The sequence below is a fragment of the Clostridium coskatii genome, assembly GCF_001675205.1.
Taxonomy (GTDB): Bacteria; Bacillota; Clostridia; order Clostridiales; family Clostridiaceae; genus Clostridium_B; species Clostridium_B ljungdahlii.
Genome location: NZ_LROR01000029.1, coordinates 40031 through 53373, shown reverse-complemented (window position 1 = coordinate 53373; position 13343 = coordinate 40031). Strand labels below are relative to the sequence as shown.

General features: G+C 32.2%; 15 protein-coding genes. 12 read left to right on the top strand and 3 right to left on the bottom strand.

What is annotated here, in order from left to right; all coding sequences use genetic code 11:
* Window positions 1–111: 111 nt before the first annotated feature.
* Both CLCOS_RS22720 and CLCOS_RS03305 read right to left on the bottom strand, forming a co-directional pair.
* Entirely contained in the window at window positions 112–249 is a 138-nt protein-coding gene (locus CLCOS_RS22720; RefSeq protein ID WP_242866977.1) for a hypothetical protein, read from the bottom strand.
* Window positions 250–487: 238 nt separating this feature from the next.
* Window positions 488–847 carry a helix-turn-helix domain-containing protein gene (locus CLCOS_RS03305; RefSeq protein WP_013239386.1) on the bottom strand — a complete coding sequence of 120 codons (360 nt, stop codon included), beginning with the start codon at window positions 845–847 and terminating at the stop codon, window positions 488–490.
* 166 nt (window positions 848–1013) lie between these two features.
* On the opposite strand from CLCOS_RS03305, the gene CLCOS_RS03300 reads away from it, so the two are divergent.
* The 3 genes from CLCOS_RS03300 to CLCOS_RS22240 all read left to right on the top strand — a co-directional run bounded on the left by CLCOS_RS03300 (window position 1014) and on the right by CLCOS_RS22240 (window position 2041).
* Window positions 1014–1205, top strand: a complete 192-nt coding sequence (locus tag CLCOS_RS03300; protein ID WP_192847929.1) for a helix-turn-helix domain-containing protein — start codon at window positions 1014–1016, stop codon at window positions 1203–1205.
* A gap of 216 nt (window positions 1206–1421) precedes the next feature.
* The gene (locus CLCOS_RS03295; RefSeq protein ID WP_063601946.1) at window positions 1422–1610 is read left to right on the top strand and encodes a Spo0E family sporulation regulatory protein-aspartic acid phosphatase; all 189 of its coding nucleotides are present in this window, start codon (window positions 1422–1424) and stop codon (window positions 1608–1610) included.
* 278 nt (window positions 1611–1888) lie between these two features.
* Window positions 1889–2041 (top strand): hypothetical protein, encoded by a 153-nt coding sequence (locus tag CLCOS_RS22240; protein ID WP_156496172.1) that lies wholly within the window; start codon window positions 1889–1891, stop codon window positions 2039–2041.
* A gap of 82 nt (window positions 2042–2123) precedes the next feature.
* On the opposite strand, the gene CLCOS_RS03290 is transcribed toward CLCOS_RS22240, so the two are convergent.
* Entirely contained in the window at window positions 2124–3260 is a 1137-nt protein-coding gene (locus CLCOS_RS03290) for a GGDEF domain-containing protein (protein WP_013239385.1), read from the bottom strand.
* Window positions 3261–3625: 365 nt separating this feature from the next.
* Between CLCOS_RS03290 and CLCOS_RS03285 the strand changes: the two genes are divergently transcribed.
* The 9 genes from CLCOS_RS03285 (at window position 3626) to grdD (ending at window position 13264) form a co-directional block, all read left to right on the top strand.
* Window positions 3626–3871 carry a nitrilase-related carbon-nitrogen hydrolase gene (locus tag CLCOS_RS03285; RefSeq protein WP_063601945.1) on the top strand — a complete coding sequence of 82 codons (246 nt, stop codon included), beginning with the start codon at window positions 3626–3628 and terminating at the stop codon, window positions 3869–3871.
* A gap of 355 nt (window positions 3872–4226) precedes the next feature.
* A complete protein-coding gene (locus CLCOS_RS03280; RefSeq protein ID WP_063601944.1) occupies window positions 4227–5552 on the top strand; it encodes a glycine/sarcosine/betaine reductase component B subunit in 1326 nt (441 codons plus the stop codon).
* A 15-nt stretch (window positions 5553–5567) separates the two neighbouring features.
* The gene (gene grdH / locus CLCOS_RS03275; RefSeq protein ID WP_082853584.1) at window positions 5568–6881 is read left to right on the top strand and encodes a betaine reductase selenoprotein B; all 1314 of its coding nucleotides are present in this window, start codon (window positions 5568–5570) and stop codon (window positions 6879–6881) included.
* A gap of 76 nt (window positions 6882–6957) precedes the next feature.
* Entirely contained in the window at window positions 6958–8448 is a 1491-nt protein-coding gene (locus tag CLCOS_RS03265) for a glycine betaine uptake BCCT transporter (RefSeq protein WP_013239381.1), read from the top strand.
* Between the two features lie 95 nt (window positions 8449–8543).
* Entirely contained in the window at window positions 8544–9491 is a 948-nt protein-coding gene (gene trxB, locus CLCOS_RS03260; RefSeq protein WP_063601942.1) for a thioredoxin-disulfide reductase, read from the top strand.
* A gap of 14 nt (window positions 9492–9505) precedes the next feature.
* Complete coding sequence (trxA, locus tag CLCOS_RS03255) at window positions 9506–9829, top strand: thioredoxin TrxA (protein ID WP_013239379.1); 324 nt, start codon at window positions 9506–9508, stop codon at window positions 9827–9829.
* A 107-nt stretch (window positions 9830–9936) separates the two neighbouring features.
* Entirely contained in the window at window positions 9937–10413 is a 477-nt protein-coding gene (grdA, locus tag CLCOS_RS03245; RefSeq protein ID WP_013239378.1) for a glycine/sarcosine/betaine reductase complex selenoprotein A, read from the top strand.
* Between the two features lie 95 nt (window positions 10414–10508).
* Window positions 10509–12047 (top strand): glycine/sarcosine/betaine reductase complex component C subunit beta, encoded by a 1539-nt coding sequence (grdC, locus tag CLCOS_RS03240; RefSeq protein WP_063601941.1) that lies wholly within the window; start codon window positions 10509–10511, stop codon window positions 12045–12047.
* 62 nt (window positions 12048–12109) lie between these two features.
* Window positions 12110–13264 (top strand): glycine/sarcosine/betaine reductase complex component C subunit alpha, encoded by a 1155-nt coding sequence (grdD, locus tag CLCOS_RS03235; RefSeq protein ID WP_063601940.1) that lies wholly within the window; start codon window positions 12110–12112, stop codon window positions 13262–13264.
* The last annotated feature ends 79 nt before the right edge of the window (window positions 13265–13343 follow it).

Genomic DNA, 13343 nt, shown 5'->3' with positions numbered 1-13343 from the left:
CACCAATAAAAGTGAAATTTTGAGTCAATAAAAAAATAATTTTATAAACAAGTTTATTTATCAAATAGTCATAACATTTGCTTCAATATATTTAGTAGAGACTCCTCCACCCTAACATATAATGTTATTAGCATATCCTTTATTAAATAATTCAACTGCTTTTACAACTCTTTCTCTCATTATAGGAGAAGGTTTTCCATCCTGTAATGCATGAAAGCCTAAAATAATTATCACATCAAATCTATTCATTTTCAATTTTGTTTCGGGAGACTTATAAAATAAAAGTGGATATAAGTTGATTAATACAAGGATTATGATAATAAGAATAAAAACACTTATTGCTATATACTTTAATAAAAGAATAAAAATATTAGCATCCATTTTCTTTTATACTCCATTCATTGCGTATAATTTATTTATATATGTTTCATAGTTCTTTACTTTTATGTATTAAATTATATTTTGGTAAACATATAGTGTATAAATTTCACTGATGGTTGCTATCTCTGATAACTTTCTTAGCCTTTAAATAGAATAGAAGTTCTTTTTTATCTTCTATATTCCAATCTTTAAAGTCCTGGAGCAGATTAATTATGTGAATAAAATCTGCATCATCAATGGTGCTAGAGAATATACTATCCTTTGAATCTTCTATGAAATAAGAAACTGGGGTTTCAAGGGCAGCAGCAATAAGCTTTAGATTTTCAAAGGAAGGATTACTTCTGCCATTTTCAATATCACTTAAAAAGGATATAGATATTTTACCATTAATTTTAGTAGATAATTGTTTTAGTGAAAGTCCAGTTGCTTTTCTAATCTTTCTTAATTTAGTTCCTATTATACTCATAATATAAGCCTCTTTTATTCCGTAAATAACGTAATAATTAGAGTATAAACAAAATCAGAAAGAATGTAAAATAGCAAGAAAAAATTACAGATATTACGCAAATAACATAACTATTGCTTGAATTAATACGTCAAAATCGTATAATAATATTATGGAGGTGGTAGATTTGGACAATATAGGTAAAAAGGTTAAGGAAGAGAGATTGAAAAGAAGATTAAAACAGTATGAGTTAGCAAAGAAGGCAGGTATTTCTAATACATATCTTTCAGATGTTGAGGTTGGAAGAACAAATCCTTCAATAAAAACATTGGACAAACTATCGAAAATTTTAGAAGTGGATATTAGAAAATTTCTCTAATGTTAAATAATTAATATTTGAGGTGATGAAAAATGATGACAATTTATAGTATAAAATAACTGATATTAATAATAGAATTAAATATGTATAAATAATACATATTATATTTTTGTTTCCTTTATACCAATATATCCCCAAAACTATCCACCATTTTTTATGTGAAAGATAAATAACAAGTAATGCAGATATTAGCAAGATGTTAGGGGACGATATATTTTGAATGAAGTAAAAGATAGATTGATAATTAAAGAAAAGATAGAAAATTTGAGAGAAAAACTTAATAATGATATCATCAAAAATGTAGAATGCAAAGATATTGAAAAAAATAAAGATATATTGGCCGCAAGTGAAGAACTTGATAATGTTATAGTTGACTATATTAAGAATTTTAATCAAGAAATTTGAAGTATTTTATTCGAAATTTATAGAAAAACACAATTCTATTTCATAAAATCAGAGAGGTTCTTATTTTTAATGGGAGTCTCTTTAACTTTATACTGCAAGAAAATATCAAATTTTAAAGCAATGTAAATAGGTTGAAGTTGTTAACTAAGTGTTCTAAAGGAAAGGTAAAGAATTTTCTTTTTCAAATAAGACATCTCCAGTACTTATAAGAAAGAAAAAGAATAATAATTACACAGGAATTGTATTACCTGTTAGATTGGCAGCGAGGGGAAGAACTAATGTTAAGTGAAAAAGATATAAGAGCTACGGCTAGTAATAAAGCAGGGTTATATAGTATAATAAAACATTTTTTAAGAAGCTTATATTATAGAAGCTTCATATTTTTAGTACAATATAATAACCAATTATGGGCATGTGGAAAATATCTTTAGAAAAAGATATTTTCCACATGCTATTTTTTGAGCTTGTGAAAAAAGCTATTCTGGACTTCATTTTTATGTAAAATATATAATACTATGGGACAATGTTATAACGATTAAAACCATTTTGTAGCGAATTACCTTTATATAGAATTATTTTATTTCTACCTTCATTTTTAGCTTTATATAGAGCAGTATCTGCATCACTAAGTAGATTATCTATATTGTTAGTTAGACTAGGATAAGTTGAAACCCCTATTGAAATTGTTATATGAATAGTAGTTTTATTAGAAATATGAAATGAATAAGCTTCAACATTTTGTCTTATTCTTTCAGCAACTTGGATTGCGTCTGCAGTTGGACAATTTAATAGTAATACAGAAAATTCTTCACCACCATTACGGGATATGATATCAAAGGCTCGGCAGGTGTTGGTTAGAATGTTAGCCAAATTTTTCAATACAATATCACCTGAACCATGACCATACTTATCATTTATTTCTTTAAAATAGTCAATATCTAAAAATATTAATGACAAATATTGAATTTCCTCTTTTTTTTGTACTGCGATGCTAATTCGATGTAAACTTTTATTAAATTGCCTTACGTTATTCAGGCCAGTTAAAAAATCTATTGAAGCTTCAGTTCTAAGGGTTCTATATGCTTCAAAAGCTTTTGATAAATGTTCCATAAATTTATATACAAAATATGTTAAAAGTAAATTATTAAGGTAGTAAATTATTAAAAACTGAACTAGCAGCTGTGTATTTTTTATAAGAATTATACTTCCAATAGAGCTTACTACCAATGAATATAAAGTAGAATAAACCCATTTATTTTTTATTGTTGTTTTAGTATTTGAGATAAAAATAAATCCAATTATTAAAAACAAATTAATCACTAAAAAAAATATAGAAACTATAGAAAACCTGAATATCAAGTAAAATAGAACATTAATTATAACAGTAGTTACAATCGTAGATAAAGTTCCTCCATAAATGGATGATAAAATAATTGGTAGAGCATGAAAATTGATTGATAAATCAGGCATAACTTTTATAGGAAATAATATCAATAATATTTCTAGTAAACCACCAATCATACCAATAAAGAGTTTTTCACGTATAGTTGTTGATGACTTTGAAATTAGTATTTTATCTTTAAAAAAAATACTAAGGACACTTATAGAGGTTATAAAAACACAGGAATTGATAAAAAATTCAATAATCATCATATACACCTCTCTACTCAAAATGATTTTGTTAAATATTAAGTCTATATGATATTCGGATAGTATTATACGGACTTTACATTTAACAGAAACGAATTTACTATTTATTTGTTTAAATATGTCGAAAAAATAATTATTTTTTCACTATTAGTTTTAATATAATTATATCATTAAAACAATAATGCAATAAATTTATAAATTACTGATATATTTTGATATTGTAAGATTTAAGTAATGTGCTTACTTCTTTTATGAATTATCATAAAAAACTGTGGCTTTTTTATGAAAGTGCTTATATTAATTACTGAAAGCTTTTGTTATCATCTAAACAATAAATAAATCAAAAAAATTAAGAGGGTGGTTAAATGAATAAAACTGTCAATGTAGGGTTGGTTGAAATGAATTCAAAGCTTGGAGATGTAGAGGAAAGGGAAGGGTCAGACTATAAAGTTTTTAACACTAAATTAGGGAAAATAGGGATTATTATATGTTGTAATGCTGGATTTCCCGAAGCATGTAGAACATTGGCACTTGAAGGAGCAGATATGGTGTTTATTCCTGCAGTATGGAGAATACAAGATGAATATATGTGGGATCTCAATCTTGCTTAGAGAGCTCTTGGAAATGTACTTTTTACTATAGGTGTAAATAGAGTTGGAATAGAAGAAAATTTGCATTTATCTGCTTTCAAGCTTCACCCATAATTTTAGAAGCTGCATCAATAAAATAACTTATATTTATATGTTTTTTAATTGCTTTTTTAATCATATTTATCTCCAATGTTTAAAATATTAGTTTTTGCTTAAGTAGCTAAAATAAAATCTATCGGAAAATTTAATCATGATAATAGGTATGCTAATGTCAAAACAAATAGTGCTATTGGATTATGCAAATTGAGAATAATGTTTAAAGGAATTGAAAATAATATGTAAAGAAATAAATTAATTTATAAAAGGAGGTATAAAGGTGAAGTTAGAAATTGGAAACTTTCATGTCAAGGATATTGTTTTTGGTAAAGTAACAAGCTATAAGGAGGGTATTTTAACAATTAACAAAAAAGAAGCTTTAGATTATGTATTGGAAGATGAGCATATTACTGAGGCAGATCTTTTAATTGTAAAGCCTGGAGATAAAGTTCGTCTTGTTCCAGTAAAGGAAGCTATTGAATGCAGAGTTAAGGTTGATGGATCCACATTATTTCCAGGTGTAACTGGAGATGTAATTCCAGCTGGTAATGGACGTACACATGCACTTAAAGATTGCAGCTTGCTTGTAGTTGGCAAGCATTGGGGTGGGTTTCAGGATGGTTTAATTGATATGAGCGGTGAAGGAGCTAAGTATACTTATTTTTCACAGCTAAAAAATATTGTTCTTATTGGAGATACAGATGAGGACTTTGAAAAGAATGAACAACAGAAGAAAAATAAAGCTTTGAGATGGGCGGGACATAAACTGGCCGAATATATAGGAAATTGTGTAAAGGATTTAGAGCCTGAAGATATTGAAACCTTTGAATTAGATTCTATTATGAAAAGGCATGAAGCTGTTAAAAAACTTCCAGGTGTTGTATTTGTTATGCAGCCTCAATCACAAATGGAAGAAATGGGATATAATGATCTAGTTTATGGATGGGATGCAAATCATATGGTTCCAACATTTATGCATCCAAATGAAGTATTGGATGGAGCTGTGATTTCAGGAAGCTTTATGCCATGTTCATCAAAGTGGTCAACTTATGATTTTCAAAATAATCCAACTATTAAAAGACTTTATGCAGAGCATGGAAAAACACTTAACTTCTTAGGAGTTATAATGTCCAATCTTAATGTAGCATTAGAGCAAAAGAAACGTTCAGCCTTATTTGTAGCTCAAATGGCTAAATCCTTAGGTGCAGATGGAGCCATCGTAGCTGAAGAAGGATATGGAAATCCAGATGCAGACTTCATAGCGTGTATAGTAGCTTTAGAAGATGCTGGAGTTAAAACTGTAGGAATTACTAATGAATGTACAGGTAGAGATGGAGAATCACAACCTTTGGTTGCTCTTGATGAAAAAGCGGATGCTATAGTTTCTACTGGAAATGTTTCAGAGTTAATAGAACTACCTCCAATGGAAACTGTTATAGGCGAATTACAATCTTTAGCTAGAGATGGTTTGTCTGGTGGTTGGGCAAATGATGAAATATTAGGACCTTCAGTAAGAGAAGATGGTTCAATTATTATGGAAAACAATGCTATGTTCTGTGGAGATCAGATTGTTGGTTGGTCACCAAAGACAATGAAAGATTTTTAAGGAGGTGTAGTTTAGATGAAGAAAGCAATTTTATATTTGAACCAATTCTTTGGTCAAATAGGCGGAGAGGATAAGGCAGATTTTCAACCAGAAATAAGAGAAGGGTTAGTTGGACCTGCTTTAGAATTAAATAAACAACTTAAAGGTGCAGAAGTAACTCACACAATAATATGTGGGGATAACTTTATGGGTTCAAATGAAAAAGAAGCAGTAGAAAAAATACTAGGATTTTTGGATGGTAAAGAATTCGATATATTCTTTGCAGGACCTGCATTTCAAGCTGGCAGATATGGAAATGCCTGCGGAGTTATATGTAAAGCTGTAAAAGAGAAGTTTAATGTACCAGTAATATCATCTATGCACATTGAAAATCCTGGCGTTGAGATGTTTAAAAAAGATGTATATATCTTTAAAGGTGGAAATAATGCTGGCAGAATGAGAAAAGATGTAAAGGCAATGGCTGACTTTGGAAATAAAATACTTAATGGAGAAAAACTGCTTTCTGCAGAAGAAGAAGGCTACTATGGAAGAGGAAAAAGACATCAAGTTTGGCTTGAATCAGGTAAACCAGCTGCTGATAGAGTAGTAGAAATGATGATAAAGAAATTAAATGGTGAAAAATTTGAAACAGAACTGCCTATTCCTAAAATGGATAGAGTTCCAATAGCACCAGCTATTAAAGATTTAAGTAAAGCAACTATAGCTTGTGTAACAACTGGAGGTATAGTTCCTGTAGATAACCCTGATAGAATTCAATCTGCTTCAGCAACAAGATGGGGTAGATATGATATATCAAATTTAGACGATTTAGAAGGAGGAGTCTTCAAGACAATCCATGCAGGGTTTGACCCTGCAGCAGCAGATGCAGATCCAGATGTAATAGTTCCATTAGATGCTTTAAGAGCATACGAAAAGGAAGGAAAAATAGGTAAACTCCATGAGTATTTCTACTCTACAGTTGGAACTGGAACTACCCAAGGTGAGGCTGCTAGAATGGCAAAAGAAATTATTGTGCATCTAAAGGAAGCCGATGTAAATGCAGTTGTACTAACTTCCACCTGAGGAACTTGTACACGTTGCGGTGCAACAATGGTAAAAGAAATTGAAAGAGCTGGCTTCCCAGTTGTTCAAATGTGTAATTTGATTCCTGTAGCAACAACAGTAGGTTCAAATAGAATAGTACCAACTATTTCTATTCCATATCCACTTGGAAACCCTGCAGATTCTAAAGAGCATCAGTGGAAATTAAGATATCACAGAGTAGGTGTAGCTTTAGATGCTCTTGCAACTGATATTGAAGAACAAACTGTTTTTAAAGTAAAGATCTAAATCAATAACTAAATAGGTCTTGTTAAAATGGATGAGACCTATTTAGATTAGTTTTGTGAAGGAGGAAAAATTAATTATGTCAAATGAACAAAAAGCAAAAGGCCGTTCTGTTCTGTATGTTTCTGCAGGTATAGCTCTGATATTTGTAGCATTTAGTATAATCCTGCCTTCTCAAATGGCTAAAACATCGAATAGTGTGTTATCATTTTTAACTACTAATTTTGGTTGGCTATATCTTTTATCAGTATTTATATTTACAATATTTATATCTGTTATTGCCCTCAGCCGCTATGGTAAAATTAAGCTGGGAAAAAATGATGAAAAACCGGAATTTACAACTTTCCAGTGGTTTACTATGCTATTTGGAGGGGGAATGGGTATTGGAATGGTTTTTTGGTCCATTGCTGAACCGATGAGTCATTATATGGCACCACCTGTGGCACAACCAGGAACTCCACAAGCTATGCATGATGCCATGAGGATTGTATTTAATGATTTCGGTATTCATGTTTGGATTATTTATGCGGTTTGCGGTTTAGCTCTTGGTTATTTTCAGTATCGAAAAGGTCTTCCATGTTTAATCAGCTCAGCTTTTTATCCAATTCTTGGTGAGCGTATTCACGGACCTATCGGTAAAACTATCGATATATTAGCAGTATTTGCTACGATGTTTGGAGTAGCAACCAGCTTAGGACTAGGAGCTGGCCAAATTGCTACAGGAATACAATATATTTGGGGAATTACAGCGACACCTGGTATGACTGCTGTTATTATTGCAATTATGACAGTGATATTTACGCTTGCTACTGTATCTGGACTGCATAAGGCTATGCAGGCTGTTGCTGACGTGAAGGTATGGCTTTCAATTGGATTTATGGTATTTATCTTCCTGTTTGGTGGAATGGTATTTATACTAAATACTTTTACTCATACGCTTGGTGATTATATTCAAAATTTTATCGGACAAAGTTTGTGGATGGGCAATATTGAATGGACTAAAGCCTGGCCGATATTCTACAGAGCCTGGTATATTGCGTGGGCAGGATTTGTAGGTCAGTTCATAGCACGTGTTTCCAGAGGCCGTACTATTCGTGAATTCATACTTGCATCAGTGTTCTTGCCTTCTGGTTTCTGCTTCTTATGGCTTGCAATCTATGGTGGAGCTGCATTTAATTTAGATGCATTGTCACACGGTGCAATTCAGGCAGCTGTTAAAACTAATATTTCGACTGCTTTATTTGTAACATTACAGCATCTACCACTTTATGTTATCACTGCACCATTGGCGATTATACTGATTGTTACGTCCTTTGCAGGAGCTGCTAATTCAGCAACTTATGTACTTAGTATGCTTACATCAGGAGGAGACTTAAATCCAAGTAAAAAACTTTGTGGTTTTTGGGGAATTGTTCAGGGAGCTGTTACTATAATGATTATTTTAGTAGGAGGCACTGCTGCAATAAAGACACTTCAGACGGCTTCTATTGCTGCTGCTTTTCCGTTCATGCTGATTATGCTTGTTATGTGTTACAGCATATTTAAAGCTCTTCAAGAAGAGAAAGTTTGAAGAAGAAATAGTAGTATCTAAAAATGTTGAACTAAAAGTATATTTACCCAAGTAGTAAGTAAATATTATTGAAACATTAGGAAAGAAGGTGCTATATGAATAATATTTATGATGTCATTATAATCGGTTCCGGTCCTGCAGGGCTTTCAGCAGCTATATACTCAGCAAGAGCTAGATTAAAAACTTTGATACTGGAGAGAAGCAAGGTAGGCGGACAAATTGTAATCACAGATGAAGTAGCTAATTATCCAGGATCAATAAAAGATGCTACAGGACCAAGTTTAATTGGTCGAATGGAAGAGCAGGTTGAAAGTTTTGGTGCTGAAAGAAAAAAAGATAACATAAAACAAGTTGATTTTACTGGAAAGATAAAAAAATTAAAAGGTGAAAAAGAAGAATATTATGCTAAATCTATAATTATTGCTACAGGAGCTAACCCTAGAAAAATTGGTTGTCCAGGAGAAAATGAATTGATAGGTAAAGGTGTATCTTACTGTGCAACTTGTGATGCTGAATTTTTTGAGGATTTAGAAGTTTTTGTAGTAGGTGGAGGAGACTCAGCTATTGAGGAAGCTATTTATTTAACAAAGTTTGCTAAAAAGGTTACTATAGTTCATAGAAGAGATGAATTAAGGGCTGCAAAATCAATACAAGAAAAGGCTTTTAAAAATCCTAAAATTGAAATAAAGTGGAACTCAGTAATCACTGAAATAAAAGGTGATGGAATAGTGCAGTCAGCAGTATTTAAGGATACTAAAACAAGTGAATTGAGTGAATATTTTGCAGATGAACAAGATGGAACTTTTGGAATATTTGTATTCGTTGGTTATTTACCTACAAATCAATTAGTTAAAGAACTAGTTGATATTGATGAAGCAGGATATATTATAACTAATGATAAAATGGAAACTAATATTTCTGGAGTATTTGCAGCAGGAGATATTAGGGAAAAGCCATTGAGACAGGTAGTTACAGCTGCTGCTGATGGTGCTATAGCTGCTGTGCAAGCAGAGAAATATATAGAAAATAATTTTGAAGAATAGAGGATGAAGTTAATATGATAATTTTAGACAAAGAGACATTTAAAGGTGAAGTTTTAGAATCTAAAGGTTATACACTTGTTGATTATTATGGAGATGGTTGTGTACCTTGTCAAGCTTTATTGCCAGATATAGAAGAATTATCAGTTAAATTTGAAGGAAAAGTTAAATTTTGCAAATTAAATACTACAAAGGCTAGAAGATTAGCTATTTCACAAAGAGTACTTGGACTTCCTACAATTGTACTTTATAAAGATGGAGAAAAAATTGAAGAAGTAATAAAGGATGATGCTACAAAAGCAAACATTGAAGCAATGATTGTTAAAAATATAAATGCTTAATTAAATTTATTATATTGAAGGCCTAAATGGCCTTTAACAGATAATTTATGAGTGGGAGCAAATGGGTAAAATTACCCTGTGTTTCCGACTAAAAGGAGGAAAAAGTTATGAGTTTATTAGAAGGAAAAAAAATAATTGCAATAGGTGACAGGGATGGAATTCCAGGTCCAGCTATTGAAGAATGTGTTAAAAGTGCCAAAGGAGAAGTTGTATTTGCCTCCACAGAATGTTTTGTTTGAACAGCCGCAGGTGCTATGGATCTGGAGATCCAACAAAGAGTAATTGATTTAACTGAAAAATATGGTGCTGAAAATGTGATTGTATTAATAGGAGGAGCTGAGGCAGAGGCTTCAGGTCTGTCAGCAGAAACTGTAGCTGCTGGAGATCCAACATTCGCAGGACCACTTGCAGGAATAGCATTAGGTCTTGGAGTATATCATGTAGTAGAACCAGAAGTTAAAGCAGAATTTGATCCAGCTGTTTATGATGAACAATGTGGAATGATGGAAATGGTTCTTGATGTTGATGAAATTATTAGTGAAGTAAAGCCTATTAGAGATGAATATTCAAAGTACAATAAATAGTTATCAACAACTTTAACAGGCTAAAGATGGCATGCAGCAATGCATGCTGTTTTTGAATATATAATAACTGAACATAATGAATGGAGGTTTTAAAAATGAGTTTTCCAGTAATTAAAAATGCGGCTTATGTATTAGTAAATACACCAGATATGATATTGCACAATGGTACTACTCAAACCCTAGAAAGAGAAACAAATCCAGAATCAGAATATTTAAAGGAGATACCAAATCACTTAAGATCTTTTGAAGATGTTGTTAGTTATGCACCAAATCAAACTTATATCGGAAATATGACTCCAGAAGAATTAAGTGAAAGAAAGAGACCATGGTATAATGAAAAAGTTGAAGGCTTATCTAGATTTGGTAAGTTTGGTGAAATCATGCCGCAGGATGAGTTCTATGGTTTAATGAAGATAAGTGACGTATTTGACCTTGTTTTGTTAGAGAAGAATTTCACAGAGTCTGTTAGAGAAAAGTTTAAGTCTCACGCTGTTTTAAAGATTAAAGCTGACGAGTTAAAGGAAGGAATTGACTTATCTGAAATAGAAAAGCTGTTAGAAAATCATGTAGCTGAAGGATTATATGATAATGGTAAGCTTGTTGGTTGTGTAAAAAGAGCTCATGAGTTTGATAAAAATCTAACTTCACATATTATTGTTGAAAATTTAGCTGTTAAGGCTTCAGGAGTTCTTGCATTAATGCATCTAGTAAAGAATTCAGGAGTAGACGTTAATGAGGTAGAATACTTAATTGAATGTTCAGAAGAAGCTATAGGCGATATGAATCAGAGAGGCGGTGGAAACATAGCTAAGGCTTGCGGTGAAATTGCAGGAATTAAAGGAGCTACAGGCTCAGATATGAGAGGCTTTTGTGCTGGCCCTTCACACTCAATAGTTGCAGCAGCAGCATTGGTTAAAGCTGGAATTTATAAAAATGTAATAGTTTTTGCTGGTGGAGCTACTGCTAAGCTTGGGATGAATGGTAAAGATCATGTTAAAAAGGGATTACCTGTTTTAGAAGATTGCTTAGGAGGATTTGCAATACTAATATCTGAAAATGATGGTGTAAGTCCGATATTAAGGACAGATGTAATAGGAAGACATAGCATTGGACATGGTGCTGCACCACAAGCAGTTTTGGAAGCATTGGTTTCAGATCCATTAAGTAAGAATGGACTAAAAATTACCGATGTTGATAAATTTGCTCCAGAACTTCAAACTCCAGATATAACAGAACCAGCAGGAGCAGGAGATGTTCCAACTCAAAACTATAAGATGATAGGAGCACTTGCGGTAAAGAGCGGACAATTAGAGAGAAAAGAGTTAGCAAATTTTGTTGTAAAACATGGATACCCAGGATATGCACCAACACAAGGTCATATACCATCAGGAGTACCTATAATTGGTCATGGTATTGAACATATAATGTCAGGAAAATTAAATAACTTTATGTTAATAGGAAAAGGAAGCTTGTTCTTAGGAAGAATGACTAACTTGTTCGATGGAATTTCAATTTTGGTTGAAAAAAATAATGGTGATTCAGATAGTTCGGCTGCAGCAGTTTCAAAGGAAGAAATTAAGAACATGATAGCTGAAGAATTAAAAAAATTTGCATCTAAAATGATGGAAGAATAAATAATGGTATTTATAGACAGTAGAAAGTATTGAATAGATACTAACAAAGAGGAGGGAGCAGCGTGGAGCAAACTAAAAAAGTAATTTCAGAAGTATTTAATGAAATAGCTGATGGAATAATAAGTGGAAGCTTCGGAAAAAGAGTTAAAATTGGATTAACTACGTTTGGTTCAGAACATGGTGTGGACGAGATGATTAAAGCTGCAGCACTTGCCAAGAGCAAATATGGTGATTTTGATATAGTTTTAATAGGACCTAAAGTTGAAGGAGACTTTGAAATAGTTGAGGTTAGTGATGCTGAAGAAGGCCATAAAAAAATGGTAGAGTTGTTAGATAATAAAGTAATAGACGGATGTGTCACTCAACATTTTGATTTTCCTATAGGAGTTTCAACAGTTGGAAAAGTTACTACTCCAGGGCTAGGAAAAGAAATGATAATTGCTACAACTACAGGAACAACAGCTACCCATAGGGTTGAAGGAATGATTAAAAATACTATAAATGGAATAGCCGTTGCAAAAGCTTGCGGAATAAAAGATCCTAAGATTGGCATATTAAATGTAGATGGGGCTAGAGGTGTTGAGAGAGCACTTAAAGAATTGCAAAGTAGAGGATATAAATTTTCTTTTAGTGAATCTTTAAGAGCTGATGGAGGTTCAGTCATGAGAGGAAATGACCTGCTAGCAGGAACACCTGATGTTATGGTTTGTGACTCCTTAACAGGTAACTTACTTGTGAAGATATTTGCATCATTTACAACAGGTGGGAACTATGAAACTACTGGATATGGATATGGCCCAGGAATAGGAGAAGGTTACGATAAGATAATTAATATAGTATCTAGAGCATCTGGAGCTCCATTAATTTGTGAAGCATTAAAATATTGTGCACTTTCTGCGAAGAATAAGCTACTACAGCTTGCTGATGTTGAGTATAAAAATGCTAATGCAGCAGGTTTAAAAGAAATAATAGGAAAAATCCTTGAAAAGGAAAAGCCTGCAGCTGCAGTAGAAGAAGTTAAGATTCCACCTAAAAAAGTAGTAACCTATGGGATCCCTGGAATTGATATTCTTGAGCTTGAAGATGCTTGTAAGTCACTTTGGAAGGAAGGAATATATTCTGAGAGTGGAATGGGCTGCACTGGCCCAATAGTTTTAGTAGCAGAAGATGAAGCTGATAAAGCTATAAACGCATTGAAAAAAAATGGATTTAAATAATTTAAAACCGGTATATCAACGAGTTAAGTGGTTTTATGAAAAAATAATTTGATTGAAGATAAGATTGCCTCATTTAGAA

Excerpts from the sequence above, each read along its gene's own strand:
- CLCOS_RS22720 (WP_242866977.1), bottom strand. The coding sequence starts at position 249 with ATGAATAGATTTGATGTGATAATTATTTTAGGCTTTCATGCATTACAG.
- trxB (WP_063601942.1), top strand. The coding sequence starts at position 8,544 with ATGAATAATATTTATGATGTCATTATAATCGGTTCCGGTCCTGCAGGG.
- grdC (WP_063601941.1), top strand. The coding sequence starts at position 10,509 with ATGAGTTTTCCAGTAATTAAAAATGCGGCTTATGTATTAGTAAATACA.
- CLCOS_RS03285 (WP_063601945.1), top strand. The coding sequence starts at position 3,626 with ATGAATAAAACTGTCAATGTAGGGTTGGTTGAAATGAATTCAAAGCTT.
- CLCOS_RS22240 (WP_156496172.1), top strand. The coding sequence starts at position 1,889 with ATGTTAAGTGAAAAAGATATAAGAGCTACGGCTAGTAATAAAGCAGGG.
- CLCOS_RS03290 (WP_013239385.1), bottom strand. The coding sequence starts at position 3,260 with ATGATTATTGAATTTTTTATCAATTCCTGTGTTTTTATAACCTCTATA.
- trxA (WP_013239379.1), top strand. The coding sequence starts at position 9,506 with ATGATAATTTTAGACAAAGAGACATTTAAAGGTGAAGTTTTAGAATCT.
- CLCOS_RS03305 (WP_013239386.1), bottom strand. The coding sequence starts at position 847 with ATGAGTATAATAGGAACTAAATTAAGAAAGATTAGAAAAGCAACTGGA.
- CLCOS_RS03265 (WP_013239381.1), top strand. The coding sequence starts at position 6,958 with ATGTCAAATGAACAAAAAGCAAAAGGCCGTTCTGTTCTGTATGTTTCT.